A 26,366-nucleotide genomic window follows, 5' to 3' on the forward strand; every position below is an offset into this window, starting at 1 on the left:
AAGCCTCCGTCGCTTACCCATGAGGCCAAGGGACGTCAACAGCCGCGAAAGGCCAGCCCAATGAGCAGTGAGCAATATACACCCGCCGTGAACCCCTTGCCGCCCGTCGTTGTGGCGTTGGTTCTGTTCATTATCGGGATCGAACTGGCCTTCACACTGGGCGCGCGCGGGCTGGTCGGAGGACCCGCGGCAGTCGGTTGGCGTCTGGACGCGTTGCAGCACTATTCGTTCTCGCCCGACATCTTCGATTGGATGGTCGAGAATGGGCGCTGGCCGGTGGAACATCTGATCCGGTTCGTGACCTATCCCTTTGTGTCCGCCAACTTCACGCAGGCGATATTTGTCTGCGTCTTCGTTCTTGCCATGGGCAAAATGGTGGCGGAAGTGTTTGGAAGCCTGCAAATGCTGGCGATCTTCGTCCTTTCTGGGGTCGGAGGTGCATTGCTTTATGCGCTGTTGCTCGATCCGCGTTACCCGCTGGTCGGAGGCTTCCCGCCGGTCTACGGGCTGATCGGCGCATTCACATGGATTTTGTGGCGCAGGCTGTCGTTGGTGGGCGAAAACCAATCGCGCGCCTTCAGCCTGATCGCTGTTCTGATGGGCATCCAACTTTTGTTTGGGCTGCTTTTCGGCGGCACTTTGGACTGGGTCGCGGATTTGGGCGGCTTTGCAACCGGGTTTGCCCTGTCGTTCTTGCTGGCTCCGGGCGGGTGGGCGCGGATTGTTCGACGTATCCGCCGTGATTGATCAAGACCGCCGCAAGGCCTTTTTGAACTCCGAGATTTCAAAAGCACGCAGAAGGTGGCCAAGCAGGAAATATGTCGCTGCAGCAACCACGATCAGCGCAAGCAGTGCCAAGTAGCGCCAGCCTGGCAACTGGAACGTCCATCCAAACAATTGGATTGCAGTGTAGAGAACGATGCCCATCCCAATGGACGCTGCAACGATCCGCCATGCGCGACGCTTGAACCGGTCATCGAACCGGGCCTCTTCTCCCATGCGCCGCGCGCCAAGGATCAGCAGCCCGACCATCGCCCACCCGGCCGCAGATGCAGCGATTGCGGGCGCGATCCATCCGAGAAGCGGGTACAATCCAAACGCCAGCCCGGCATTCACGACCATGGCCACGACCGCGTAACGGAACGGAGACTGCGTGTCTTCGCGCGCGAAAAACAGTGGTTGCAGCAGTTTCTGCAACATGAAGGCGGGCAGGCCGATACCATAGATTGCCACGGCCAGAGCGGTCGCGGCTGTATCTTCGGCGCTGAATTGCCCGCGCTCGAACAGCACCGAGACCAGAGGTGCCGGGATGATCACAAACGCGACGGTCGAGGGGATGGTCAGCAACAATGTGAACTCTCCGGCGCGCGAATATGCATTGCGCGCGCCCTCCTTGTCACCCGCGCGCAAGCGACGTGAAAGATCGGGCAACAGGACGATACCAACGGCAATCCCGACCACGCCCAGTGGTAGTTGGTAAAGTCGGTCCGCAGCGAACAGCCAGCTTACGGCTTTTTCGGTCTTCGAGGCCACCAGCTGTCCAACCACCAGATTGACTTGCGTGACACCCATGGCCAAGGCAGCCGGGATCGCGATCCGCACCATACGGCGCATCTCGGGGCTGAGTTTGGGCAGACCAGGACGGATGCGAATACCCGCACGTTCGGTCGCGACCCAGACCAAAGCAAGCTGTGCCACACCGGCCATGGGGATGACGGTGATGACCCAGCGGATCACGTCTCCGCCCGAAATGGCCCCGGCGATCAGTGCGGTGCAGGCGAAAATGTTCAGCAAAACCGGTGCTGCGGCGGCAGCGGCGAACCGTCCCGTGGCGTTCAGAACGCCCGAAAACAGTGCGGCCAGAGACATGAACAGGATGTAGGGGAATACGACATAGCCATAGTCCACAGCCAGATCAAAGCGTTCGTCGCCATAAAACCCCTCGGCGGTGATCCAGACCAGCGCGGGCATGAACATCATCGCCAGCCCGACCAGAGCCAGTACGGCAACCGCCAGCAGATTGAACGCGTCCTGCGCGAATCCTTGGGCATTCTCACCGCCTTCCAGCCTTTTCGAGAACATTGGCACGAAGGCCGCGTTGAACGCCCCCTCGGCAAAGAAACGACGGAACATATTGGGTAGTCGAAAGGCCGCGACGAACGCATCCATCACTGGACCTGGGCCGATATAGGCGGTTAGCAGGATTTCCCGCAGGAACCCGAGGATACGACTGGCCAGCGTCCAGAAGCCAACTGTGAACAGCCCAGAAAGCAGCCGGATCTGCTTCATGAGGCCGCGCGCTCGGCGCCTTCGGTGATGGCCTTGCGCAGTTTGGCTTCAAGCGCGCGTTGCTTGCCGTCCGAGTGGTATTTAAGCCCGAACATATCCTTGACGTAGAACGTATCGACAACCTGTTCGCCATAGGTCGCGATCACCGCATTGGCAATATAGACATTGGCGGCTGCCAAGGCGCGGGCCAGATCATAAAGCAGGCCGGGACGGTCGCGGGTATCAACCTCGATGATCGTGTATATTTCTGACCCGTCATTGTCGAAGATGATATGCGTCGGCACTTTAAAGGCGCGTTCGCGTTTCTTGATCTTGTCACGGGACTTCAAGGCTTCCCGTGCCACAACCTCACCCTTGAGGGTTTTGTGGATCATCTGTGTCAGACGCGGCAGGCGGCTGGCCTCGAACGGGTGCCCGTCGGCGTCCTGTATCCAGAACGCATCGGTGACATAGCCGTCTTTGGTCGTATAGCTGCGGGCATCAACCACGTTGGCACCAACCAGTGCCAAAGCACCGGCGATCCGCGCGAAAATTCCCGGATGGTCTGCCATGGCGAAACAGGCGCGGGTGGCATCACGGTCCTCGTCCGGATGCAGTCGGATTTCCATCCCACCGGGATCACCACCGCGGTCCAGGTCCCGCAGCATTTCGGCAAAGACCATTTGTGTCGACAGGTCGAAGCCCTGCCAGTAGGGGTCGTAATGCCGCCCGGTCTCGGTCTTGAGGTCAGCTTTGGACCAGTCGCGCAACTGGCCGCGCAAGGTCTTTTTCGCCTCGGCCCCGCGATTGGCGCGGTTGAGGTCTTCCATCCCCGTTTCCAGTGCCCGTTTGGTTTCCGCATGCAGGGCCCGCAGCAGAGTGGCTTTCCAGTTGTTCCACGTATGCGGGCCGACGCCGCGAATGTCGCACACGGTGAGAACCGTCAGCAGATCCAGCCGTTTGACTGTTTTCACGGCCTTGGCAAAGTCGCGAACCGTGCGCGGATCAGAGATATCGCGTTTCTGCGCCATGTCCGACATCAGCAGGTGATACCGCACCAGCCATTCGACCGTTTCCGCATCTTTCTTGTTCAGCCCTAACCGTGGCGCGACCTTGCGGGCAATCTGAGCCCCAAGGATCGAGTGATCCTCGGGCCGGCCCTTTGCAATGTCGTGCAGCAGCAGCGCAACGTAGAGAACCTTGCGATTGACACCATCCTTCAGGATCGAGGAAGCCAAAGGCAGGGATTCCACCAACTCGCCGCGTTCGATCTGGGCAAGATTGACGATGCACTGGATCGTATGCTCGTCCACCGTATAGCTGTGATACATGTTGAACTGCATCATGGCGACGATGTGCTCGAATTCCGGCACGAAGGCCGACAGGACGCCCAGTTCGTTCATGCGCCGGAGGGCACGTTCGGGATTGCCATGTTTCAGCATCAGGTCGAGGAAAATGCGCTGCGCTTCCTTGTCCCCACGCATGTCGTCGTCGATCAGCGAAAGGTTGGCGCTCACCAAACGCATTGCGTCCGGGTGGATCAACATACCAGTACGCAAACCCTCTTCGAACAGACGCAGAAGGTTCAGTTTGTCGGCCAAAAATTTGTCGGGGTCAGCCACGTCAAGGCGACCATGCACGACTCTGTAGCCGGGTTTGACCCTGGGGCGGCGGCGGAAGATACGCTCCAGCAGCGGCGCGTTCTTCATGTGCGTCGCCTCCAGCTTGGTCAGGAAGATGCGGGTCAATTCCCCGACTTTGGTCGCCTCACGGAAATAGCGCTGCATAAAGACTTCGACCGCGCGCCGCCCTGCACGATCCGTGTATCCCATGCGATCAGCGACTTCGACCTGAAGGTCGAAAGTTAACTGTTCGGTCGCACGGCCCGTTACCAGATGCAGATGAGACCGGACGGCCCATAGAAACTCTTCGGCTTCTGTAAACGTCTTTAGCTCGTCAGCCGTTACCAGCCCCAGCGGTACAAATTCGGCAACGTCCTGCACGTCATAGATATACTTCGCAATCCAATAGAGCGATTGCAGATCGCGCAACCCGCCTTTGCCCTCTTTGACATTGGGCTCGACCATATAGCGCTCGCCCTGCTTGATATGGCGTTCATCACGTTCCTGTAGCTTGGCTTCGATGAACTGGCGTTCACTGCCCTTGAACAGGTCCTCGCGCAGACGCTTTTTCAGTTCCTCGCCCAAAGCGGCCTCACCCGCGAGATAGCGCTGTTCCAGCATCGCCGTGCGAATCGTGAAATCATCGCCGCCAAGGCGCAGGCAGTCTTTGATCGTCCGCGAGGAATGCCCGACCTTCAACCGCAGGTCCCACAAGATATAGAGCATCGATTCGATGACGCTCTCTGCCCAGGCGGTGATTTTGTAGGGCGTCAGGAACAGCAGATCGACGTCAGACGCCGGGGCCATCTCGCCGCGCCCATAGCCGCCGACAGCCAAAACGGCGATCTTTTCGCCCTGCGTTGGCGTGGCCACCGGGTGCAGGTCCTGGCTGGCCACCTGCATGGCGGTACAGACCAGACCATCCGTCAGATAGGTATAGGAATGCGTCAACGGTCGCGCATCGAAAGGGCGTTGCGCGAAGGCGTCCGCAATGACTTGCCGTCCGGCCTTTTGAGCGTCGCGCAATACTCGCACGGTTTCATTGCGCCGTGAGGTGTTGTCCGAAGCGTTTTCGAAGGCTTCCGACAACTTGGCCATAACGGCAGCGCTGTCGAATATTTCATCAGCCGGACAGATCAACTCACCCCTTGAGGTGAGCGTCAGAGCCGGTCGATCAGAAACCGGCGCCAGAGAAGCTTTGTGGGGCAGGGTCAATCACTACTACCTGTTTATTCTGGATCGTGGCGACAGCCAGACCACGTTCATTCGTACCGTTCGAGCGCAGACGGAAAATACCACCAACACCCTGGAAACCAGCGTTTTGCGTCAGTGCCGACGCCGAAAGCGCGTCAGATTTGCCTTGGCTGACCAGGGCGGCAATGGCGGCGATGCCGTCATAAGCCAGGCCGCTGATAGGATGCGGAGCCTCGCCATAGGTGTTGTTGTACCGCTGGCGATAGGCCTGCGCCTTCGCCGGGTCAGGTAGCGCGAACCAACCGCCCTGTACACCCGGCAATTCCAATGTCTGCGACGGGATATCCCACCGTGTCAGGCCTATATACTGCGTGGTTGAGGGCGAAACCCCGGCTTCGGGCAGCAGCTGAGAAAGCAGTGGCAATGCGCCAGCCGTTGTCGCCGTCAGAAAAACCGAGTCTGCGGCAGTTGAATCCACCGTCGCCTTGATGGTGGGAACCGAGTTGATCACACCTTGTTGTGACCGATCATAGCCGACCGTGCCCGAATTGGCGACGCGGCTGGAACTGAGGGCCGTCGCAATCGCCGACTGACCAAGCTGCCCGGCCGAGTCGTTGCTGTGCACGATGACCATACCGGTTTTGCCTTGGGCCCCGGCGTAGTTGACCAGCCTGTTGGCCGTGTTTCCGAAGGTCGGGCCAAGAACGAATACGTTGCCGCCCGCAATGGTGGGGTTGTTGGAGAAGGACAGCACGTTAACGTTGTTGTTCAGAACTGCCAGACCCGCCGCGTTGGCAGCCTGTGCGTAAACCGGCCCCAGAATGATCTTTGCGCCGTCCGCCACGGCCTGCTGCGCCACCGCCGATGCAGTGCCCGCACTGCCCGCCGTGTCGTAGACCCTCAGGTCGATCTGAACATTCTGCAGATCCGACATTGCCAGACGTGCCGCGTTTTCGAGGCTGCGGGCCAAGGCCAGATCGCCGGATTGCGGTGAGCCGCTTGGAACCAGAAGGGCAACGGGAACAGGTTTGGATGCGTCAACAGACGGCCCTCCGCCCAGACCGCCAGGCTCGCATGCGGCGAGGAATGCGGCGGTGGCCAGAACAGCGGCGGATTTCGCCAACTTGCGAACGGGCTTGCAAACGGTAAACATCTAAATGAAAACTCCCTGTCCCGGCGGCTTGGGGTGCCACCATTCTGTTAGGCCGCGATAATAAACGTCACGCTGTGAGGGTCCAGCTTTGAATTTCCAAAAAACCAGATTGAGCGCGGGCCTGTATTTTGTTGCTACCCCCATAGGGGCCGCGCGCGACATAACGCTCAGAGCGCTTGATATTCTGGCCTCGGCAAATGTGATCGCAGCCGAAGATACGCGCAGCTTGCGGCGGTTGATGGAAATTCACGGAGTGCCGCTCGATGGTCGACGTGTCCTGGCCTATCACGATCACAGCGGTGCCGCTGCACGCGGTAAGCTGATGGGCGCGCTTGCTGAAGGAAAGTCAGTTGCTTATGCGTCAGAAGCCGGAATGCCGCTGATCGCCGATCCCGGCTATGATCTGGGGCGGCAGGCTGCGGAAGATGGTCACATGGTCACATGCGCGCCCGGCCCCTCGGCGGCATTAATGGCGCTGACACTTGCTGGGCTTCCGACGGATGCGTTCTTTTTCGCCGGGTTTTTGCCCAACGCGTCCGGCGCTCGGCGATCCCGGATCGAGGCGCTCCGAGATGTGCCCGGAACTTTGGTCTTCTACGAGTCGCCCAAACGTGTTGCCGCCTGTCTGCGCGACCTAACTTCGGTGCTGGGGGAAGATCGGCAGGCAGCGATGTGTCGGGAGCTGACCAAGAAGTTCGAAGAAGTCCGGCGCGGGTCGTTAGGTGATTTGGCTGCTGGCGTCGAGGGCCAGAATGTCAAAGGCGAGATCGTTCTGCTCGTGGATCGCGGTCATTCGGAAAGCGTTAACGAATCTGACGTAGAAGAGGCGTTAAAACGCGCGTTGGAGACGCATTCGGTTCGCGATGCGGCTGATCTGGTGTCGCAGATGTATAAATTGCCGCGCCGCCCGATTTATCAAAAGGCGTTGAAGCTGGGAAAGGGATGACATGACCGCACGCTCTGAACGCAGCTCGGTTTCTTATCATGCGGGGCAGGCGGCGGAAGCCAGCGTTGCGGCAGAGTACGAACGGCGCGGGTTCTCCATCCTTCGTCGCCGCTGGCGCGGTGCCGGGGGTGAAATCGACCTGATCGCCCGTGATACAGAGGGCTTGGTGTTCATCGAGGTCAAGAAAAGCCGCAGCTTCGACATGGCCGCCGCTCGGATCAACCGTCGGCAAATGGAACGGATCTGTGCCTCGGCGGCGCAATTCGTGGAAAAGGAACCGGGTGGTCAACTGACCAATATGCGGTTCGACGCGGCTTTGGTGGATGGCTCCGGCGCGGTTCAAATCATCGAAAATGCCTTTGGTCAGACCTGACACCCATTGAACCCTTGGGTCTGCTGGGCCATGTATCTGGCGTGAATTTGAGGGACACGCCATGAAAATCGCCTTTCAGATGGACCCGATCGGGGCCGTGGATATCAACGCCGACAGCTCATTCCGTCTGGCCGAAGAGGCGCAGGCCCGTGGTCATGAGCTGTTTTTCTACGGACCGGATCAACTGGCCTATCAAGAAGGCCGGATCACGGCGCGTGGTCAGGACATGAAGGTCCAGCGGGTTCCTGGTGACCCTGCCGTTTTGGGCCAAGAGCGTGAGGTCGATCTGGCCGATTTCGACGTTGTCTGGCTGCGCCAGGACCCTCCGTTCGACATGCACTACATCACATCGACGCATCTGCTGGATCGCTTGAAGGGTCAGGCGCTGGTGGTCAACGACCCGTTCTGGGTGCGGAACTATCCGGAAAAACTGTTGGTACTCGACTTTCCGGACTTGACCCCGCCGACCACCATCGCGCGCGACCTGCGCACGATCAAAGCGTTCAAGGAAAAACACGGCGACATCATCCTCAAGCCGCTTTATGGAAACGGAGGAGCGGGCGTATTCCGACTGGACGCAAGCGATCGCAATCTGACGTCTTTGCATGAGCTGTTCACCGGTTTCTCGCGTGAGCCTTTGATTGTTCAGAAGTTTCTGCCGGACGTCAGCAATGGCGACAAGCGCGTGATTCTGGTGGACGGAGAGCCGGTGGGAGCGATCAACAGGGTTCCGGCGCAGGGCGAAACACGTTCGAACATGCATGTCGGCGGGCGGCCCGAAAAGATCGGACTGTCAGAACGCGACCGGGAAATCTGCGCTGCGATCGGACCGCTGCTAAAAGAAAAAGGTCAGATTTTTGTCGGCATCGACGTGATCGGAGATTACCTGACCGAGATCAACGTTACCTCGCCAACCGGTATTCAGGAACTTGAGCGCTTTGACGGCGTCAATATCGCCGAAAAGATCTGGCAAGCGATTGAGGCAAAGGTCTAGGCAAAAGTCTTGGCGCTGATCCTGAAACTCAGGGCCTCGGCGACATGTGGCCGCCGAACATCCGGCGCACCGTCGAGATCGGCAATAGTGCGGGCAACGCGCAGGATGCGATGAAACGCCCGCGCCGACAGGCCAAATCGCTCGGCAGCTTTCAGCAGCAGATCTTTGCCTTCAGCATCCGGCGCGGCAATGTCTTCCAGAATTTTGCCCTCGACATCCGCATTTTGGCGGGTTGCTGGCGTGTCGTGAAACCGTTCAGCCTGAATTGCGCGGGCTTGCTCCACGCGCGCGGCGACGGTCGCTGAACTGTCGCCGGATGGGGGCAGGTCCAGATCGGTGAACCCGACCGGAGGCACCTCAATCCGCAAATCAAACCGGTCCATCAGCGGTCCGGAAATGCGACCCAGATAATCTTCACCACAAACAGGCGCGCGTGAGCAGGCACGAGCAGGATCAGTCAGGTAACCGCATTTACAGGGGTTGGCCGCCGCGACCAGCATGAACCGGCATGGGTATTTCACATGGGCATTGGCACGCGCGACCATCACCTCGCCGGTCTCGATGGGTTGGCGCAGGGTTTCCAAAACGGTGCGGGGAAATTCGGGGAATTCGTCCATGAACAAAACGCCGTTGTGGGCCAGGGAGATCTCGCCCGGTTTCGCCCCTTTGCCGCCGCCGACGATCGCAGCCATTGACGCAGTATGGTGCGGCTCACGGAATGGGCGGGTTCGACTGATGCCGCCTTCGTCCAGCAATCCGCACAGGGACTGTATCATCGAGGTTTCCAAGGCCTCAGTAGGCGTCAAAGGCGGCAATATGCCCGGCAGCCGCGCGGCCAACATGGATTTGCCGGAACCGGGCGTGCCGATCATGATCATGTGGTGCCGTCCGGCGGCCGCGATCTCCAGCGCACGCTTGGCGCGTTCCTGTCCCTTGACGTCACGCAAATCGCGCGCGCTGGGCGCAAGATTGACCTCGCCGGGCTGCGCAGTGGGCAAAGGGGCCTGGCCGGAAAAATGTCGCACGACATCCCCCAAAGACCCGGCCCCGATCACCTGCGTGGCGTCGACCCAGGCGGCCTCGGCGCTGGAGGCGCGGGGGCATAGCAGCGTGCGATCCTCGGCTGCGGCGGTCATGGCGGCGGGCAGAGCGCCGACGACTGGAACCAGCGATCCGTCAAGGGATAATTCCCCCAACGACACCGAACCTTCGGCGGCGTCCTGCGGGATGATATCCAGCGCCGACAGCAATGCCACCGCGATGGGCAGGTCAAAATGACTGCCTTCTTTGGGCAGGTCTGCCGGGGACAAGTTGATCGTGATCCGTTTCGATGGCAGCGCAATGGCCATGGCACTGAGCGCGCTGCGCACACGGTCGCGCGCCTCGGATACGGCTTTGTCCGGCAGTCCCACGATGGAAAACGCGGGCAGGCCGGGGGTCACGGCGCATTGCACTTCAACCGGGCGGGCATCAACCCCCTGAAAGGCGACGGTATGAGAGCGGGCGACCATGGAAATCCTGTTCTTGGTTAACAGGACGTTGCTGCCACGGCGGCGGTTTAAGAAACGTTAACGCCCTCGACCATTGCAATGAATTTTGGCCAAGCGCCCGGATCCGCGACGGTTTTGTCACGGCAGAACGGGTTGCAGAAGCCCCAGCGTTGTCCGCCCAGTTCCAAAAAGTCGGCCACGGGCTTGCCAGAATAGGGGCAGGCCGTGTTGATGGAGGGTCCACCTGAAACTGCCTTTGCCTGTGATCCACCGATAGGCCAGGGCTTAGATGCCAGTTCTATCGCGTATGGAAAAGGGTCGTATTGCACGGTTAAGCCCATGGCACGCCATTGGCGGACGGCCGTGTCTGCCAGCAGAGTCAAGCAATAGGTCCGGTTGGCTTCGGAAACGGGCAGACCATATCCGATGATCCGTGCGGCAACCGGAGTATAGAATACGTCGGCCAGCGAATAAGATCCAAACAAAGGTCCTTCGGTCGAGCCGGAAATCTGGCGTGCGTGAGCCCAAAGGGTCTCGATCCGCTCTAGATCTGCGAGGGTTTCCGGACTGGGTGTGAACCCGTCCCAACACTGCAACAATTGCATGGGGCATTCGCTGCGCAGGGCGTTGAATCCTGCGACCATCTCGGCACAGAGCCAGCGGGCGGTGGCGCGTGCCGCGGGATCGGTTGGCCAAAGACCTGCATCCGGGTGACGCTCGGCCAAGGTTTCGGCCATAGCGAGGCTTTCGCCGACGACCGTGCCGTCGGGTAGACGCAGGGCGGGTACGAGGCGCGCCGGGGCCAGAGGTTTCATGTCCTCAGCCATTGTCCCGGAATAGAGGCCAATCATGTGGCTGCGATAGGGCAGGCCGAACTTTTCCAGCATCAGCCAACCGCGCATGGACCAACTGGAAAACAGCCGGTCGCCTATAAACAAATCATAAGTCATAAGGCAACGATGTCCGAACGCATCCGATCCGTAAATCAGAGAATTGTGCGGCGTCCAATCACGGAAGGTGATTGATCCGACCAACCGACCAGTTGTCGCCGTGATGGGTGACGTCCGTGACGGACAGATTGTCGATGCGGTGGCTGAACGCGTCTTGCGCGGTAACCCCCAGCGCACGTTGGACCTGAGTCAGGATGACGCCGAAATGGGCCACAACGATCAGATCTTGCCCGGTATATTCGGCGATTAGCGCATCAATCGCTCGGTCCACGCGGGTGCAGACCTCGTTCCAACTTTCGCCACCCGGCGGGCGAACGTCGCCCGGGTTGTCCCAATAGGCAAACGCCAGTTCGGGATCTTCCGCTTCGATTTCGCGAAAGGCGCGCAATTCCCATGTTCCGAAATTGATCTCTCGTAAATCTGTGTGATGTGGCAGGCGGCGGCGGTCTCCCTGAATGGCAGTAGCCGTGTCTGCCGCACGAGAAAGGTCAGAAGAGATGACCAGCGCCGCCGAAGGCAGGTGGTCCTGCATCCGGGAAATCGCCTCAGAGTCGCTGAGATCAGCGGGAAGGTCCGACCAGCCCACCATGGTTTTGGCATGGGTCGGCCCGTGGCGCACCAGATGCAGGCGGGTCATGGAAGCTCTCCCTTCAAAACCTGAGGCAATCCTGCGGTCACCTGGACGACCAGATCCGCCTGCGCGGCAAGTGCGATGTTCAGTCGGCCCTGCGCCTCTCGGAATCGCCGCGCCAGCGCGTTGTCGGGCACAATTCCATGCCCGACCTCGTTCGAGACGATCACGATCTGGGCCTGGCACCCCCCCAGCGCCGTTAACAAGTCGGCCTGTGCCTGCGGGATGTCTGATTCAGCCATCATATGGTTGGTCAGCCACATGGTCGCGCAATCGATCAGACAAACCTGATCTTCCGCCAGATTGGCCAGGGCAGGTCCAAGGTCCACAGGTGCCTCAATTGTAAGCCAACCGCTGCCGCGTTGGGCAATGTGCCTCTCAACCTTGCCGTGCATCTCATCATCAAACACTTGTGAAGTCGCGAGGTAAACTCTGCTTTTCCCCGTGGATTCAACAAGATGCTCTGCATATAGCGACTTGCCGGACGCGGCCCCGCCCAGGACAAAGGTTAAACTGGCGTGCAAAGTTGTTACCTTTCCAGTGATCCAACCGGTGTTGTTCTGCGTATCGATGACAAATCGACAAGGCAAGCCCGGCTCGTCGCCTGTGAAAAGGGGAGGTTTTCATGGCACTGGACACCGCGAATGAATTTTCAATGTCCCGAAAGGCAATGAAGGCCGAATTGCTGGATGCCGAGACCGAACTGCGTCTGGCATACGCGTGGCGCGATGATCGTGATGAACAGGCACTGCACCGACTGATTACGGCTTATATGCGCTTGGCGATTTCGATGGCCGCCAAGTTCAAGCGCTATGGCGCACCGATGAATGACCTGATCCAAGAGGCCGGTCTTGGACTGATGAAAGCCGCCGACAAGTTCGATCCAGATCGGGGTGTGCGCTTTTCGACCTATGCTGTTTGGTGGATCAAGGCCAGCATTCAGGACTACGTGATGCGCAACTGGTCGATGGTTCGGACCGGCTCGACCTCGTCGCAGAAATCTCTGTTTTTCAATATGCGCCGCGTTCAGGCGCGGCTTGAGCGCGAGGCGGCCACAGAAGGGATGGAGCTGGACCGGCACCAGCTGCACCAGATGATCGCAACCGAGATCGGTGTGCCGCTGCGTGATGTCGAAATGATGGAGGGGCGTCTGTCAGGCTCGGATTTCTCGCTGAATGCCGTGCAGTCGGCAGATGAAGAAGGGCGAGAATGGATTGATGCCCTTGAGGATGACAGCGAGCAAGCCGCCGAGACCGTCGAGAACCGGCATGACACCGAACAACTAAGGGATTGGCTGGTGACAGCCATGCAGGCTTTGAACGACCGCGAACGCTTTATTGTGCGAGAACGTAAGCTGCGCGAACCGGCGCGGACCTTGGAAAGTCTGGGACAGGAGCTGGGTCTTTCAAAAGAACGCGTGCGCCAGCTTGAGGCCGCCGCTTTTATCAAGATGCGCAAGAACCTTGAAGCGCAGTCCCGCGAGGTGCAACACTTCTTCGCATGAAACCACTTGCGATTCTGGCGGCGCTTATTGCGCTGGTGATATCTTCGGCATCAGCGCTGGCTCGTGGTCTGATTCCTGAGGACATTCTGGACGATATGCGCGCGGCGGATGTCGTGATTTTGGGTGAAATTCACGACAATCCAGATCACCACAAGGTGCAGACCGAGGCACTTGCGGCCATTCAACCCTCGGCGGTTGTCTGGGAAATGGTGACCGAAGAAGGGGCGCAACGTCTGGCGCAAAAAGCTGCGACCAATCCCGAAGAACTGTCTCGAATTCTGCGCTGGGCCGAATCCGGCTGGCCGCCGCTCAGCATGTATTATCCGGTCTTTCAGGCCTCGGATGCGCCGGTCTATGGCGCGATGGTCCCGCGCGCTGCAGCCCGCGCGGCGATGGAACGCGGTGCGGCCACGGCGCTTGGAGCCGATGCGGCGCGGTATGGTTTGACGGTACCTTTGTCGGCCACAGATCAGGCCGCGCGCGAGGCGGATCAACTGGCGGCGCATTGCGATGCCCTGCCCGTTGAAGCTTTGCCTCAGATGGTGGCGATCCAGCGCCTGCGCGATGCGGTGCTGACCCGGGCCATCCTGCGCGCGACTGAAGAAACCGGCGGCCCGGTGGCTGTGATCACCGGCAACGGGCATGCGCGCAAGGATCGCGGCATTCCAACATTTCTGTCGCGTATGCGTCCGGGCCTGAAGGTTTTTGTTCTGGGCCAATCCGAAGATGGCGTGATCTCCGGAGAGTTTGATGCAGTGATCGATAGCCCTACAGTGGATCGCGAAGACCCCTGCAAAGCCTTTGAGTCGCAGAATTAACTGCTGGAACTGTCCTGCGGCCTTGCCTAATGTCGGGGCCGACCGGGACGGGAAGGGCATATCATGCTGGCATCGAAACGCATTCTGCTGATCATCGGCGGTGGGATCGCAGCCTACAAGTCGCTAGACCTCATCCGCCGCCTGCGCGAGCGCGGCGCGGCTGTGACGCCCGTTCTGACCCGCGCTGCCGAAGAGTTCGTGACACCTTTGTCAGTCTCCGCTCTGGCCGGAGAAAAAGTCTATCGCGACCTGTTCGACCTGACGGATGAGGCCGAGATGGGGCATATTCAGCTGTCTCGTTCCGCCGACCTGATCGTTGTCGCGCCCGCGACGGCGGACCTGATGGGCAAAATGGCCGGAGGGTTGGCGAATGATCTGGCATCGACCCTTCTGATGGCAACAGACACGCCCGTGTTGTGCGCACCCGCTATGAATGTACGGATGTGGGATCATCCGGCCACGCAGCGCAATCTGAAGCAATTGCAGGCGGACGGGGTACGTTTTGTCGGGCCGAACGAAGGTGACATGGCCTGCGGCGAATACGGACCGGGCAGGATGTCCGAGCCGCTGGAAATTGTGGCCGCCGTCGAGGCGCAGTTGGGCGATGGTCCGCTGAAAGGCAAACGTGTTCTGGTTACCTCTGGCCCGACGCACGAACCCATCGATCCGGTTAGGTACATTGCCAACCGCTCTTCCGGGGCGCAGGGCACTGCAGTGGCGCGAGCTCTGGCGGCGCTTGGCGCCGAAGTGATCTTTGTAACCGGCCCGGCGGATGTTGCAGCGCCGGAGGGCGTTCAGGTCGTCGCGGTCGAAACCGCCCAGCAGATGTCCGATGCGGTCGACGCTGCTCTGCCCGTTGATGCGGGCGTCTTTGCCGCCGCCGTGGCGGATTGGCGAGTGGCCAGCGCCTCGGACCGGAAGCTCAAGAAAACCCGCGACGGGCTGCCCGCGCTTGAGTTTGCCGAAAATCCGGACATCCTCAAACGCGTCTCGCACATGTCCGAGGGACGTCCGCAGCTGGTCGTCGGATTCGCGGCCGAAACAGATAGCGTGATCGAACATGCGACCGCCAAACGGCTGCGCAAAGGTTGCGACTGGATTGTCGCCAACGATGTCAGCCCCGCGACCGGCATCATGGGTGGCTATGAGAACGCGGTAATCCTGATCTCGGATGACGGGGTCGAAGAATGGGCGCGCATGGGCAAGGACGCAGTGGCCGAACGTCTGGCGGAAAAAATCGCCAACGCGTTGACGCGATAGATCAAGGGAGAGGTCATGGTTGCTATCCGTGTCATTCGCGAGGACGGAGCTGATCCCTCGGTCCCGTTGCCGTCTTATGAAACCAGCGGCGCGGCGGGCGCGGATGTGCGTGCGAATTTGCCGGACAAAACGTCTATGATACTCGAACCCGGTCAACGTGCTTTAGTGCCCACGGGGCTGCGTATCGAGATCCCGCAAGGCTTTGAGGTTCAGGTGCGACCCCGCTCTGGTCTGGCTTTGAAACACGGCATCACCTTGCCCAACACGCCGGGGACAATTGACAGCGATTATCGCGGTCCGCTGGGTGTTATTGTCCTGAACGCAGGGCAGGAAGCGTTTGAGATCACGCATGGCGAACGTATCGCGCAACTGGTCGTCGCCCCGGTTGTTCAGGCTACGTTTGCAGCAGCAGACGCGCTCAGCGAAACCGAGCGCGGGGCGGGCGGATTCGGCTCGACCGGGCGCAACTAGATGCTGCTGGTTTTCATTCTGGCCGCCGGTCTTTGGGGCGTTGGATATTTGGCCGGCGTGTCCCGCACTGCCCGTATGACTTCGATGGCGGTTCTGTTGCTGGGTGTGATCGTCGCGCAATTGGTTTTGCCCGACGGAAACCCATTGCGCGAGGCAACCGGCGGTTCTGCGGCGATGTGGCTGATCCTGGGTGGCTTCGCCCTTCTTGTTCTGGTTTATGGAAGGGTGCTGAAAGCGCTGCGGGACCGCGCAGTGCCCACTTTGCCCGAGGACCCCGCCATGCCATCCGGCCAATTCACCGAGACCGAGCTTGAACGCTATGCCCGTCACATCGTTTTGCGCGAGCTGGGCGGGCCAGGGCAGAAGAAGATGAAGCAGGCCCGCGTGCTGGTGATCGGTGCAGGGGGTTTGGGCGCGCCCGCGTTGCAATATCTGGCCGCTGCCGGGGTGGGCACCATTGGCGTGATCGATGATGATGTGGTCGAGAACGCCAACCTGCAGCGGCAGGTGATCCACCGTGACACAGATATCGGTATGCCCAAGGTGTTCTCGGCCCAGCAAGCGATGCAGGCGCAGAACCCCAACGTGGTTGTTTTGCCTTATCACCGGCGTCTGACCGAGGAAATTGCAAAGGACCTTTTTGCCGATTTCGACCTGATCCTTGACGGCACCGACAACTTCGATACGCGCTATCTGGCCAACCGAACGGCGGTTGCGCTGGGCAAACCTCTGATCTCGGGCGCGTTGTCCCAATGGGAAGGGCAGCTGAGCATCTTTGACCCGGCCAATAACGCACCCTGCTATCAGTGCATCTTCCCCGAGGCCCCGGCTCCTGGACTGGCCCCATCCTGCGCTGAGGCTGGTGTGATTGGTCCGCTGCCCGGTGTGGTCGGATCGATGATGGCGGTCGAGGCGATCAAGGTAATCACACGCGCTGGGCAGGCGCTGCGTGGCGAGATGCTTATTTACGATGCGCTTTATGGTGAAAGCCGCAAGATCACCCTGTCCCGGCGCGCAGATTGCCCGATTTGCGGCAGTTGACCGCCCGCACTGGATCATCCCGCCAACCGTTCTTAGGTAGGGATCAAAGGAGACTTTCATGACCAACCCGATCCTGTCCGATTGGACGACACCTTTCGAAATCGCGCCGTTCGATCAGATCGCCGACACCGATTTTGCACCCGCTTTGGATGCGGCCATGCAGGCCCACAACGCGCAGATCGACGCGATTGCCGCCGACCCGGGGGCGCCCACCTTCGCCAACACCATCGAGGCGCTTGAGGCGGCGGGTGAGGGAATGGACAAGGTGCTGTCGGTCTTCTTCACGGTTGCCGGTGCTGACAGCAACCCGGCGCGCGAGGAATTGCAGCGAGAATTCTCGCCCAAACTGGCGGCGCATTTCTCGGGCATTTCATCGAACAAAGCGCTATTTCAGCGGGTGGCCGATCTGTGGGCGCGCAAGGATGAGCTGGACCTGACAGACGAGCAGGCCCGCGTTTTGATGCTGACCCATCGCAACTTTGTCCGCTCTGGCGCGGCGTTGACCGGCGAGGAAGACACCCGGATGCAAGAGATCAAGGCGCGCCTGGCCTCGCTGGGCACGTCTTTTACGCAGAATTTGCTGGCGGATGAGCGTGACTGGTTCATGGACCTGTCCGAGGAAGATCTGGAAGGGTTGCCGGATTTCGTTGTGAACGCGGCGCGCGCCGCCGGGCAGGAAAAGGGTGCAGACGGACCGGTTGTGACCTTGTCGCGGTCGTTGATCGTGCCGTTCCTGCAGTTTTCACCCCGTCGCGATCAGCGCGAAACGGCCTATAAGGCGTGGACCGCGCGCGGTGCGAATGGCGGCGAGACGGATAACCGCGAAATTGCAGCGGAAATTCTGGCCCTCCGCGAAGAACGTGCCCAGTTACTGGGTTACGAGAACTTTGCCGATTACAAACTGGAAACCGAGATGGCTCGCACACCGGACCGCGTGCGCGATCTGTTGATGCAGGTCTGGGAACCGGCCAAGGCACAAGCCGAAACCGATGCTGGAACCCTGACACAGATGATGCAGGCAGACGGGGTCAATGGGCCTCTGGCCGCGTGGGACTGGCGCTATTACGCCGAGAAACGCCGCAAGGCTGAGCATGATCTGGATGAGGCCGCGCTGAAGCCGTACCTGCAGCTGGATCGCATGATCGAGGCCGCTTTTGCCTGCGCCAACCGTCTGTTCGGGCTGGAATTCGCGCCGCTGGACGTGCCTTTGTACCACCCTGATTGTCGGGCTTGGGAAGTCACGCGGAACGGTCAGCATGTTGCGGTCTTCATCGGGGATTATTTTGCGCGCGGGTCGAAACGTTCTGGTGCGTGGTGCAGCGCGATGCGGGCGCAGGCGAAACACCCAAAGGTGCAGGCTCCGGTCGTCATCAATGTCTGCAACTTCGCCAAGGGTGATCCGGCGTTGTTGTCCTATGATGATGCGCGGACGTTGTTTCATGAGTTTGGCCATGCGCTGCATCAGATGCTGTCGGATGTGACCTATGAGAGTATCTCGGGCACCTCCGTAGCCCGCGATTTTGTGGAACTGCCTAGCCAGCTTTACGAACACTGGCTGGAAGTGCCAGAGGTTCTGGCCGAATTCGCGACTCATGCTGAAACCGGCGCTCCGATGCCGCAGGACATGTTGGAGAAGGTGCTACAGGCGGCCAATTTTGATCAGGGGTTCCAGACGGTGGAATATGTCGCCTCCGCGCTGGTTGATCTGGCGTTCCACGACAGCACAGCTCCGGCTGATCCGATGGCGAAACAGGCCGAGGTTCTGGCCGACCTTGGTATGCCGTCCGCCATTGGCATGCGCCACGCGACGCCGCATTTCGCGCATGTCTTTGCCGGTGATGGCTATAGCTCGGGTTACTATAGCTACATGTGGTCCGAGGTTATGGACGCCGATGCCTTTGCCGCCTTTGAAGAGGCCGGAGGTGCTTTTGACCCCGAACGCGCCAAGGCGCTGGAAGAGAATATCCTCTCGACCGGTGGATCACGTGAGGCAGAGGAATTGTATCTGGCGTTCAGGGGCCGATTGCCGGGCGTTGAAGCTCTGCTTAAAGGGCGCGGGTTGATCGCGGCCTAGTAACCCAAGTGACGATCGACGAGGTGGAGGAAGGGTTCGCCCGCCTCACCGCGTCGGATGTTCTCGACAATCACCTGCGCGGCTGTCACCGGGCGGGTCTCTGATGCGATATGGGGCGTCACGGTGACGTTGGGATTGGACCAATAGGGGTGGTCCGTGGGCAGAGGCTCAACCCGGAACACGTCCAGCGTGGCATGATTGACCTGACCGGACCTCAGGGCATCCAGCAGGGCGTCGTCGTCAATCAGAGGTCCGCGGCCCGGATTGATGATGCAGGCCCCCTTTGGCAGCAGCGCAAGAGTTTCTGCATTCAGAATATTCTGGGTTGCAGGCGTGTCCGGCAGCAACAAGACCACAATTTCTGCCTGCGACAGAGCCGTGCGCAGCCCGTCATCCCCATGTAGGCAGGTCACACCGGGGATGTCCTTGGCCGTTCGACTCCAGCCCGTGACCTGAAAGCCGAGCATGTTTAGAGCCTGCGCGGAAGCCTCGCCCAAAGCGCCGAGGCCCAGAACGCAAACGCTACGCTGCGACGCCAATGGCGGCGGGTTTGGGGTCCACACGCCGTCCTGAACGGTAATGTGTTTGTCCATCCCAAGGTGGTAGCGCAGCACATGACCCACCACCCATTCCGTCATGCCCTGCGTCAGGCCACCATCCACCATCCGCGCAAGAGGGACCGTCAGAGTTTCGTTGTCCGAGATGCTCTCGACACCCGCCCATAAGCTGAGGACCGCCTTGAGGCGCGTGTAAGGCGTGAAATCGCGCAATCCGCCGTTGGGCGCGTAGACAACATAATCCACCTGATCCGGCGCAATCTCGGTCTCCAATTCAAAATCCAGCCCGGCTTCGGTCAATCCTTTTGCCAATAGGGGCTGATACACCGGCCAAAGTTCGGGGCGCGCGGAAAACAGGACGTTCACGGGCATTTGGGGCCTTTCAGATTACCGGGGACGGTGGATATGGGCGCTTTGGACGATGCCAAAGGCGGCCATTAGAACCAGCATCGCCGACCCACCGTAGCTGACCATCGGCAGTGGCACGCCAACGACCGGGGCCAACCCCATGACCATCGACATGTTGACGGCAAAGAACAGGAAGAAGTTCAGCGCGATGCCCAGCGTGACCAGCGACGAGAACCGATCCTTGGTCGACAAGGCGGTGACCATGCAGAAGATCAGGATCAGCGCGTAGAGGATCAACAGGGTGATCCCGCCGACAAAGCCAAATTCCTCGGCCAGTGTCGTGAAGATGAAGTCGGTGTGCTTTTCAGGTAGGAAGTTCAACCGCGACTGGGTGCCCTGCATAAAACCGCGCCCGTTCCAACCGCCCGATCCCAGTGCGATCTTGGATTGGGTGATGTGATAACCCGCCCCCAGCGGGTCGGTGGACGGGTCCAGAAAGGTGTCGATGCGGCGGAATTGATAGTCTTTCAGCAACTGCCAGTCTGTGCCGCGACTGTAAAAGACGGTGGTGATCAGACCAACGCCCGCGGCAATCACGGCTGCGAAGTAAGCCCAGTGAACACCAGCCAGAAACATCAACCCTCCGCCGGCGGCCAGTAGCAGTATCGACGTGCCCAGATCGGGCTGTTTCAGAACCATTGCTGTGGGGACCAGAATCAGGACAACCGGGATCAATACCCATAACGGACGCGACGTTTTGTGCGACGGCAGCCAGTCGTAATAGGCTGCCAGAACCATCACCAGCGCGACTTTCATCACTTCGGAAGGTTGTAGCCGCATGAAGCCCAGATCAATCCAGCGCTGCGCGCCCATGCCGATGGTGCCAAACAGTTCAACAAAGATCAAAAGCGCGATTGACCCCAGATAGGCCAGAACGGACATGTTCCGCCAGAACCAGATCGGCACCAGTGCGATGATAAACATCACCGTCAGGCCAAGCCCGAACCGCTCCATCTGAGGTTCGGCCCACGGGGTCCATGATCCACCTGCCACGGAAAACAACATCAGGAAGCCGGCGCTGGCCGTGCTGACCAGCAACAGCGTCAGCGGCCAGTTCATATACAGGAATTTTCGGAACCCTGATGGCGTGGATTTGACGGTATTTTCAAGATAGCTCACGCGCGGTCCTTTTCTGAAGGACGCGCTTTGGGGCGACGGTCACCCTCCAGCCGTTTTTGCTGTTCCTTGATGCGCTCGCGATCGCCAGCGGGATAGGCCTCAAGCGGCGGGGTTCCGTTATAGAGCGCCTGCAACATGATGTCCCGGGCAACAGGGGCCGCCGCTTTGGACCCGCCGCCGCCGTGTTCGACCACCACCGCTACCGCGTATTTTGGATTGTCATAAGGCGCGAAGCTGACAAACAGCGCGTGGTCTCGACGTTCCCATGGCAGGTCTTCGTTGCGGATCACGCCTGCAGCGCGCTCGGCCTTGGTGATGTTGCGCACCTGACTGGTGCCGGTCTTGCCCGCCATGCGGAACTCGTCGGCGATGATGCGGCTGCGATAGGCCGTTCCGCGCCGGTCGTTCGAGACCGAGAACATCGCCTTGCGCACTTGTTCCAGATTGTACGGGTTCACATCCAAGGGCTCACCCGCGCCCGAGGGCTCCTCGATCCCGTTAACAGACCGCACGAGCCGCGGCGTGACGGCGCGACCAGTTGCAAAGCGCGCGGTCATCACGGCCAGTTGCAAGGGCGATGCCAGCATGAAACCCTGCCCGATTGAGGCGTTCGCCGTATCACCCACCAGCCATTCTTCGCCGTGAACACGCTCTTTCCACGCCTGGTTCGGGGCCAGACCGGCGGCGACGGCGGACATTGGGATGTCATGTTTGACACCCAGCCCGAACTTCCGCGCCATGTCGGAAATCTTGTCGATGCCGGTTCGCACCGCGACGTCATAGTAGTAAACGTCGCAGCTGCGCTTGAGAGACAAGTTCAGATCGACGGTTCCGTGCCCGCCGCGCTTCCAGCAGTGGAAACGACGGCTACCGACCTTGAGATGGCCGGGGCAATAAACAGTGTTGCCGGGGCCGACCACACCCGCCTCAAGCGCGGCCATGGCTGTGATCATCTTGAAGGTCGAGCCAGGCGGATACGTGCCTTGCACCGTTTTGTTGGCCAGCGGGCGGTAGTTGTCTTCGGTCAAAGTGCGATAATCCGCGACCGAAATGCCACGCACGAAAAGGTTAGGATCAAAGCTGGGCGCGGAACTGATTGCCCGGATGTCGCCGGTTTCACAATCGATCACCACAGCGGCGGCGCTTTCTCCGGCCAGCCGCGCCTGCGCGTATTGCTGCAGATCGGCGTCGACGGACAATTGCAGATCTGCTCCGGCAGTACCCTCCTGCCGGTCCAACTCGCGCATCACGCGGCCCGTGGCGTTGACTTCGACCCGTTTTGCGCCCGCCTTGCCGCGCAAGCTGATCTCTTGCTTGGCTTCCAGCCCAACCTTGCCGATCTGGAAACGGGGGATGCGCAGAACCGGTTCGGGGTCTTCGATCTGGCTGAGATCGTAATCGCTGACCGGCCCGACATAGCCGACCACATGGGCGAAGTCTTCATAGCGCGGGTATTGCCGTGTCATGCCAACCTCGGGCGTGACGCCGGGCAGTGCAGGGGCGTTGACGGCGACCTTCGAGATATCCTCCCACGTCACCTGATCGGCCAGAGTAACCGGCAGGAACGGGGCCGAGCGGCGCATCTCGGTCTTGGCGCGTTCAATCTCATCTTGAGTCAGCGGGATCAGGTCGGACAGCTTGGCGATGACCTTGTCGATATCACCCGCGTCCTCGCGCACGATCACGATGCGATACGAAGGCGAGTTCTGGCCGATAATCTGACCGTTGCGATCGTAAATCCGGCCACGGTTGGGAGGGATCAGGCGGATGTTGATCCGGTTTTCCTCGGCCAGCAGCCGGTATTCATCAGCCTGATCGACCTGCATAAAGCGCATACGGGCGGCCAGCCCGCCGACAAAGGCAGCCTGTAACCCGCCCAGTACCAACGCACGGCGCGGCAGTCGCTTATAGGCTAGTCCTTGGGATTTGGGGTTCCGCGTCTTCATGCCCGCGCCCCCAATGTGGTCTGGTCAGCGGGGGACATGCGGCGCACGCCAAAGACGCTCTGACTCAGCAGAACGATTAAAGGATATACCGCAATCGTCAGCACCACTTGCACCATGACCGGTCCCAAAGCTGCCTGTTGAACCGATAGAATAGCAAGAATAACACGGTTCAGAACAAAAACCGCCGTGATCACCACGGCAACAGATGCCCATTCGCTGACAAATCCACTATCGCGCATACCGGGCGCGGCAGAGCGTAGGTAGACAGCGCCCAGAACCACAAGCCCCGCCAACAGGCCCGGTGGGCGCTGCAACAACAGATCAGCCATCAGCATTACAAAAGCGACCAGCAGGGTCGGCACAAATTCCGGGCGTCTGAGAACCCAGGCGAAAACAAGTGCAATCAACACGTCCGGAAATGGCCATCGATCCGGCTGCGTATCCAACGGCAACAGGTGCAGGAACAGCGTCAAAGTGGCCAGTGCCAGAAACAGCAGCCGTCGGGACCAGAGGCGAGACGCTTGCCTATCCATCACCGACCTCCAAGGGGGCCAGTGCCGCTTCTGGTTGCTTAGGCCCAACGATACCACCAGGGTCCTGGATGGACGGAGCGGACTGGAACCGCAACACGCGCAAAAACTCCAACCGTTCAAAATCGGCAGACAGGCGCACACGCAAGCGGCCGCCGGGATCGGCGGTGATCTGACCGATCAACAGGCCTCCGGGGAACACCCCGCCATCGCCCGAAGTCACAACGCGGTCGCCGGGGCGCACCAATTCGCGGTTTTCCAGAAACTGAACTGCCGGTGCTGCCGTGTTGTCGCCGGCGACCAATGCGGTCTGGCCCGAGGGTTGGATGGTGGCAGGAATTGCGCTCGACGCATCTGTCAGCAGGATCACTCGGGCTGTATCCGGCCCAACGCCCGAAATCCTACCAACGACACCGATACCGTCCATCGTCGCCCAACCGTCCATAATCCCGTCGCGTTCGCCCACATTCAGCAGAACCGATTGCCGGAAGGGTGAGCCGCTGTCGGCCATAACAACACCGGTGATGTACGTCAGGCGCGGATCAAGACGTACATTGTTGAGGTCCAGCAGGCGGGCGTTTTCCTGTTCCAGTTGCAACGCGGCTTCTTTCCAGGCGCGCATCAGGCGCAATTCGCTGCGCAATTCCTGGTTTTGGGCGCTGAGCCTCTGATAGCTTTGGAAATCGCGGGCCAGATTGACGGCGGCTGTGACCGGAACCATGGCCCATTCCATCGAGGGTACCACTTTGTCCACCACCTGAGCGCGAAACCGTTCCACGCGCGGGCTGTCGATGCGCCAGATCAGAAAAATGCCGAACAGGCACAACACAACGATCCCCAACAGCAGGCGGCGTAGGGGGGTGGTGTATTCGTCGCGTTGTGATCGGTCCTTTGCCACAGGTTACCTTCCCGTGCTGCTCGTGCCCGAGTTCTCACCCTATAAGGGTGCGCGCCTTAGCTTTCGTAGTCAATCGCGTGGCGCAGTTGTTTTTCATATTCCAGCGCTTTGCCCGTTCCCAAAGCCACACAATTCAGGCTTTCGTCAGCAATCGACACGGCCAGACCGGTCTGTTCACGCAACGCCAGGTCCAGATCGCCCAGCAGTGCACCGCCGCCGGTCAGCATTACGCCGCGGTCGACGATATCGGCGGCCAGATCGGGTGGCGTGGTCTCCAGCGCGGTCATCACCGCTTCGCAGATTGCCTGCACAGGTTCGGAAAGAGCCTCGGCAACCTGAGCCTGGCTGATCTCGATTTCCTTCGGGACGCCGTTCAGCAAGTCACGACCCCGGATATGCATCGATTGACCGCGACCATCGTCAGGCATTCGCGCCGTGCCAATTGTGGTCTTGATGCGCTCGGCTGTTGATTCACCTACCAACAGGTTCTGCTGGCGCCGCAGGTACGAGATGATGGCCTCGTCCATCCGGTCTCCACCGACACGCACCGAACGGGCATAGACGATGTCGCCCAGCGACAGAACCGCAACCTCGGTCGTACCGCCGCCGATATCAACGACCATGTTACCGGTTGGGTCCGTGATGGGCATGCCCGCGCCAATCGCCGCAGCAATTGGCTCAGCGATCAGACCCGCGCGGCGGGCGCCTGCAGACATAACCGACTGGCGGATTGCGCGTTTTTCAACGGGGGTTGCACCGTGGGGTACGCAGACGATGATCTTGGGCTTTGAGAAAGTCGATCGCTTGTGCACTTTGCGGATGAAATGCTTGATCATCTCTTCGGCGGTGTCGAAATCCGCAATCACGCCTTCGCGCATCGGGCGGATCGCTTCGATGGAACCGGGTGTACGGCCCAGCATCAACTTTGCGTCTTCGCCGACGGCCAAGACCTTTTTTACACCATCTTTGACGTGATAGGCCACAACCGACGGCTCTGACAGGATCACACCACGCCCCTTGACATAAACCAGTGTGTTAGCCGTCCCAAGGTCGATAGCCATGTCCGAAGTGAACAGGCCGCCCAGATTGCCAAAGATCCCCATGTTTCCCCTGATCCTGTCTGTCAGAATTTTCTACTGCCCGCGACTCGACGGTTCCGGGACGGATGACTTATAGGGTGCCAGTTCGTCCGGTAAAAGGGCTGATTCCGCGTCAATCAGCACCTCTCCGCTTCTTTGTTCAGGACTTTAGAAGGCAAAATGCTCTCATATCAACATATTTACCACGCTGGGAACCTGGCTGATGTGCAAAAGCATGCATTAATAGCGCAGATGCTGGCGTATCTGACCCGCAAGGACAAACCGCTGACATATCTTGAGACACATTCCGGGCGTGGGCTGTACCGGCTGGACGCGGATGAAGCGGCCCGGACCGGTGAGGCAGCCGCTGGCATCGAGCGCGCGCTGCAGGAGGAGTGGTTCAGTTCGGATCACCCGCTATACATCGCTTTGGAAAAGGTCCGGGCGGCGCATGGGAAACACGCTTACACCGGCTCGCCGCTGATTGCAGCCAATCTTCTGCGGGATCAGGACAGTCTGCATTTCGCAGAACTGCACCCCCAGGAGCACGCCGCCTTGTCCATGGCATCATCCGCCTTTGGGGCGAAGGTCTACAAAAAAGACGGGTACGAACTTGCGCAGTCGCTCCTTCCACCGATGCCGCGGCGCGGATTGATGTTGATCGATCCGAGCTACGAGGTGAAGACGGAATATGACCGTTTGCCCGGGTTTATCGGGAAAGTTCACAGAAAGTGGAACGTCGGGGTCATCGCCTTATGGTATCCGATCCTGACAGACGGGCGTCACAAGCCGATGATCGCGGCTTTGCACGCCCAAAACTTCCCGAAGGTTGAGAACCACGAGGTGCAATTCCAAGCTGCCAGAGAGGGACACCGCATGATAGGCTCAGGCATGTTTGTGGTGAACGCGCCGTTTGGCATTCAGGACGAAATGACCCGACTATCAGCCTTGTTCGAACGGCTATAACGGGCTCTCCCGCCCCGACCGCCAGCATCAAAGATGCAGTCTTTCGAGTTGGGCCCGGCAGCGCGCCGCAGGCG

24 protein-coding genes are annotated in these 26,366 nt (G+C 59.9%); 11 read left to right on the forward strand and 13 right to left on the reverse strand.

The window, feature by feature from the left end; translation table 11 throughout:
• Positions 1-60 precede the first annotated feature (60 nt).
• Entirely contained in the window at positions 61-747 is a 687-nt protein-coding gene (locus ACR0CR_RS10215; protein ID WP_480598623.1) for a rhomboid family intramembrane serine protease, read from the forward strand.
• Here the strand turns inward: ACR0CR_RS10215 and murJ are convergent, their stop codons facing one another.
• From murJ to ACR0CR_RS10230, 3 genes are read right to left on the reverse strand one after another with little or no spacing between them, the layout of a single operon-like run.
• A complete protein-coding gene (gene murJ, locus ACR0CR_RS10220; RefSeq protein ID WP_480598625.1) occupies positions 748-2,289 on the reverse strand; it encodes a murein biosynthesis integral membrane protein MurJ in 1,542 nt (513 codons plus the stop codon).
• Positions 2,286-5,105 (reverse strand): [protein-PII] uridylyltransferase, encoded by a 2,820-nt coding sequence (locus tag ACR0CR_RS10225; protein WP_480598628.1) that lies wholly within the window; start codon positions 5,103-5,105, stop codon positions 2,286-2,288. Before ACR0CR_RS10225 ends, murJ begins: the two co-directional genes overlap by 4 nt.
• On the reverse strand, positions 5,065-6,237 hold the full coding sequence (locus tag ACR0CR_RS10230) for a penicillin-binding protein activator (protein WP_480598631.1): 1,173 nt from the start codon (positions 6,235-6,237) through the stop codon (positions 5,065-5,067). The genes ACR0CR_RS10225 and ACR0CR_RS10230 overlap by 41 nt, the downstream gene beginning before the upstream one ends.
• A gap of 88 nt (positions 6,238-6,325) precedes the next feature.
• On the opposite strand from ACR0CR_RS10230, the gene rsmI reads away from it, so the two are divergent.
• The 3 genes from rsmI to gshB all read left to right on the forward strand — a co-directional run bounded on the left by rsmI (position 6,326) and on the right by gshB (position 8,550).
• Entirely contained in the window at positions 6,326-7,183 is an 858-nt protein-coding gene (gene rsmI, locus ACR0CR_RS10235) for a 16S rRNA (cytidine(1402)-2'-O)-methyltransferase (protein WP_480598633.1), read from the forward strand.
• A 1-nt stretch (position 7,184) separates the two neighbouring features.
• The gene (locus tag ACR0CR_RS10240) at positions 7,185-7,556 is read left to right on the forward strand and encodes a YraN family protein (protein WP_480598635.1); all 372 of its coding nucleotides are present in this window, start codon (positions 7,185-7,187) and stop codon (positions 7,554-7,556) included.
• A gap of 61 nt (positions 7,557-7,617) precedes the next feature.
• Positions 7,618-8,550 carry a glutathione synthase gene (gshB, locus tag ACR0CR_RS10245; protein WP_480598637.1) on the forward strand — a complete coding sequence of 311 codons (933 nt, stop codon included), beginning with the start codon at positions 7,618-7,620 and terminating at the stop codon, positions 8,548-8,550.
• Here gshB and ACR0CR_RS10250 read toward each other — a convergent pair.
• From ACR0CR_RS10250 to cobU, 4 genes are read right to left on the reverse strand one after another with little or no spacing between them, the layout of a single operon-like run.
• On the reverse strand, positions 8,547-10,061 hold the full coding sequence (locus ACR0CR_RS10250; RefSeq protein ID WP_480598640.1) for a YifB family Mg chelatase-like AAA ATPase: 1,515 nt from the start codon (positions 10,059-10,061) through the stop codon (positions 8,547-8,549). The two genes, gshB and ACR0CR_RS10250, sit on opposite strands and share 4 nt — an antisense overlap.
• Positions 10,062-10,108: 47 nt before the next feature.
• Complete coding sequence (locus ACR0CR_RS10255; protein ID WP_480598641.1) at positions 10,109-10,990, reverse strand: glutathione S-transferase; 882 nt, start codon at positions 10,988-10,990, stop codon at positions 10,109-10,111.
• Positions 10,991-11,048: 58 nt separating this feature from the next.
• Complete coding sequence (locus ACR0CR_RS10260; RefSeq protein ID WP_480598643.1) at positions 11,049-11,627, reverse strand: histidine phosphatase family protein; 579 nt, start codon at positions 11,625-11,627, stop codon at positions 11,049-11,051.
• Positions 11,624-12,145 carry a bifunctional adenosylcobinamide kinase/adenosylcobinamide-phosphate guanylyltransferase gene (cobU, locus tag ACR0CR_RS10265; protein ID WP_480598687.1) on the reverse strand — a complete coding sequence of 174 codons (522 nt, stop codon included), beginning with the start codon at positions 12,143-12,145 and terminating at the stop codon, positions 11,624-11,626. Before cobU ends, ACR0CR_RS10260 begins: the two co-directional genes overlap by 4 nt.
• Positions 12,146-12,246: 101 nt before the next feature.
• Here cobU and ACR0CR_RS10270 point away from each other — a divergent pair, with 101 nt between their 5' ends.
• The 6 genes from ACR0CR_RS10270 (at position 12,247) to ACR0CR_RS10295 (ending at position 18,789) form a co-directional block, all read left to right on the forward strand.
• On the forward strand, positions 12,247-13,125 hold the full coding sequence (locus ACR0CR_RS10270; protein ID WP_480598645.1) for an RNA polymerase factor sigma-32: 879 nt from the start codon (positions 12,247-12,249) through the stop codon (positions 13,123-13,125).
• Positions 13,122-13,943, forward strand: a complete 822-nt coding sequence (locus ACR0CR_RS10275) for a ChaN family lipoprotein (protein ID WP_480598646.1) — start codon at positions 13,122-13,124, stop codon at positions 13,941-13,943. Before ACR0CR_RS10270 ends, ACR0CR_RS10275 begins: the two co-directional genes overlap by 4 nt.
• A 63-nt stretch (positions 13,944-14,006) precedes the next feature.
• Complete coding sequence (gene coaBC, locus ACR0CR_RS10280; protein WP_480598648.1) at positions 14,007-15,203, forward strand: bifunctional phosphopantothenoylcysteine decarboxylase/phosphopantothenate--cysteine ligase CoaBC; 1,197 nt, start codon at positions 14,007-14,009, stop codon at positions 15,201-15,203.
• Positions 15,204-15,218: 15 nt separating this feature from the next.
• The gene (dut, locus tag ACR0CR_RS10285) at positions 15,219-15,674 is read left to right on the forward strand and encodes a dUTP diphosphatase (RefSeq protein ID WP_480598649.1); all 456 of its coding nucleotides are present in this window, start codon (positions 15,219-15,221) and stop codon (positions 15,672-15,674) included.
• Entirely contained in the window at positions 15,675-16,715 is a 1,041-nt protein-coding gene (locus ACR0CR_RS10290; RefSeq protein WP_480598651.1) for a HesA/MoeB/ThiF family protein, read from the forward strand.
• 58 nt (positions 16,716-16,773) lie between these two features.
• The gene (locus ACR0CR_RS10295) at positions 16,774-18,789 is read left to right on the forward strand and encodes a M3 family metallopeptidase (RefSeq protein WP_480598652.1); all 2,016 of its coding nucleotides are present in this window, start codon (positions 16,774-16,776) and stop codon (positions 18,787-18,789) included.
• On the opposite strand, the gene ACR0CR_RS10300 is transcribed toward ACR0CR_RS10295, so the two are convergent.
• The 6 genes from ACR0CR_RS10300 to ACR0CR_RS10325 are packed head-to-tail and all read right to left on the reverse strand — an operon-like array spanning position 18,786 to position 25,350.
• Positions 18,786-19,718 carry a 2-hydroxyacid dehydrogenase gene (locus tag ACR0CR_RS10300; protein WP_480598654.1) on the reverse strand — a complete coding sequence of 311 codons (933 nt, stop codon included), beginning with the start codon at positions 19,716-19,718 and terminating at the stop codon, positions 18,786-18,788. The genes ACR0CR_RS10295 and ACR0CR_RS10300 overlap by 4 nt on opposite strands.
• A gap of 15 nt (positions 19,719-19,733) precedes the next feature.
• Entirely contained in the window at positions 19,734-20,873 is a 1,140-nt protein-coding gene (gene rodA / locus ACR0CR_RS10305) for a rod shape-determining protein RodA (protein WP_480598655.1), read from the reverse strand.
• Entirely contained in the window at positions 20,870-22,819 is a 1,950-nt protein-coding gene (gene mrdA, locus ACR0CR_RS10310; protein ID WP_480598657.1) for a penicillin-binding protein 2, read from the reverse strand. The genes rodA and mrdA overlap by 4 nt, the downstream gene beginning before the upstream one ends.
• A complete protein-coding gene (locus ACR0CR_RS10315; RefSeq protein WP_480598660.1) occupies positions 22,816-23,352 on the reverse strand; it encodes a rod shape-determining protein MreD in 537 nt (178 codons plus the stop codon). Before ACR0CR_RS10315 ends, mrdA begins: the two co-directional genes overlap by 4 nt.
• On the reverse strand, positions 23,345-24,247 hold the full coding sequence (mreC, locus tag ACR0CR_RS10320) for a rod shape-determining protein MreC (protein ID WP_480598663.1): 903 nt from the start codon (positions 24,245-24,247) through the stop codon (positions 23,345-23,347). Before mreC ends, ACR0CR_RS10315 begins: the two co-directional genes overlap by 8 nt.
• Positions 24,248-24,303: 56 nt before the next feature.
• Complete coding sequence (locus ACR0CR_RS10325) at positions 24,304-25,350, reverse strand: rod shape-determining protein (RefSeq protein ID WP_480598665.1); 1,047 nt, start codon at positions 25,348-25,350, stop codon at positions 24,304-24,306.
• Positions 25,351-25,506: 156 nt separating this feature from the next.
• Here ACR0CR_RS10325 and rlmJ point away from each other — a divergent pair, with 156 nt between their 5' ends.
• Positions 25,507-26,292 (forward strand): 23S rRNA (adenine(2030)-N(6))-methyltransferase RlmJ, encoded by a 786-nt coding sequence (gene rlmJ / locus ACR0CR_RS10330; protein WP_480598667.1) that lies wholly within the window; start codon positions 25,507-25,509, stop codon positions 26,290-26,292.
• The last annotated feature ends 74 nt before the right edge of the window (positions 26,293-26,366 follow it).

Source organism: Ruegeria sp. AM2 (genome assembly GCF_056540685.1).

Coding starts and splice junctions, on each gene's coding strand:
- ACR0CR_RS10215 (WP_480598623.1), top strand. CDS start 61: ATGAGCAGTGAGCAATATACACCCGCCGTGAACCCCTTGCCGCCCGTC.
- murJ (WP_480598625.1), bottom strand. CDS start 2,289: ATGAAGCAGATCCGGCTGCTTTCTGGGCTGTTCACAGTTGGCTTCTGG.
- ACR0CR_RS10230 (WP_480598631.1), bottom strand. CDS start 6,237: ATGTTTACCGTTTGCAAGCCCGTTCGCAAGTTGGCGAAATCCGCCGCT.
- ACR0CR_RS10240 (WP_480598635.1), top strand. CDS start 7,185: ATGACCGCACGCTCTGAACGCAGCTCGGTTTCTTATCATGCGGGGCAG.
- gshB (WP_480598637.1), top strand. CDS start 7,618: ATGAAAATCGCCTTTCAGATGGACCCGATCGGGGCCGTGGATATCAAC.
- ACR0CR_RS10250 (WP_480598640.1), bottom strand. CDS start 10,061: ATGGTCGCCCGCTCTCATACCGTCGCCTTTCAGGGGGTTGATGCCCGC.
- ACR0CR_RS10255 (WP_480598641.1), bottom strand. CDS start 10,990: ATGACTTATGATTTGTTTATAGGCGACCGGCTGTTTTCCAGTTGGTCC.
- ACR0CR_RS10260 (WP_480598643.1), bottom strand. CDS start 11,627: ATGACCCGCCTGCATCTGGTGCGCCACGGGCCGACCCATGCCAAAACC.
- ACR0CR_RS10270 (WP_480598645.1), top strand. CDS start 12,247: ATGGCACTGGACACCGCGAATGAATTTTCAATGTCCCGAAAGGCAATG.
- ACR0CR_RS10275 (WP_480598646.1), top strand. CDS start 13,122: ATGAAACCACTTGCGATTCTGGCGGCGCTTATTGCGCTGGTGATATCT.
- coaBC (WP_480598648.1), top strand. CDS start 14,007: ATGCTGGCATCGAAACGCATTCTGCTGATCATCGGCGGTGGGATCGCA.
- dut (WP_480598649.1), top strand. CDS start 15,219: ATGGTTGCTATCCGTGTCATTCGCGAGGACGGAGCTGATCCCTCGGTC.
- ACR0CR_RS10290 (WP_480598651.1), top strand. CDS start 15,675: ATGCTGCTGGTTTTCATTCTGGCCGCCGGTCTTTGGGGCGTTGGATAT.
- ACR0CR_RS10295 (WP_480598652.1), top strand. CDS start 16,774: ATGACCAACCCGATCCTGTCCGATTGGACGACACCTTTCGAAATCGCG.
- ACR0CR_RS10300 (WP_480598654.1), bottom strand. CDS start 19,718: ATGCCCGTGAACGTCCTGTTTTCCGCGCGCCCCGAACTTTGGCCGGTG.
- mrdA (WP_480598657.1), bottom strand. CDS start 22,819: ATGAAGACGCGGAACCCCAAATCCCAAGGACTAGCCTATAAGCGACTG.
- ACR0CR_RS10315 (WP_480598660.1), bottom strand. CDS start 23,352: ATGGATAGGCAAGCGTCTCGCCTCTGGTCCCGACGGCTGCTGTTTCTG.
- ACR0CR_RS10325 (WP_480598665.1), bottom strand. CDS start 25,350: ATGGGGATCTTTGGCAATCTGGGCGGCCTGTTCACTTCGGACATGGCT.
- rlmJ (WP_480598667.1), top strand. CDS start 25,507: ATGCTCTCATATCAACATATTTACCACGCTGGGAACCTGGCTGATGTG.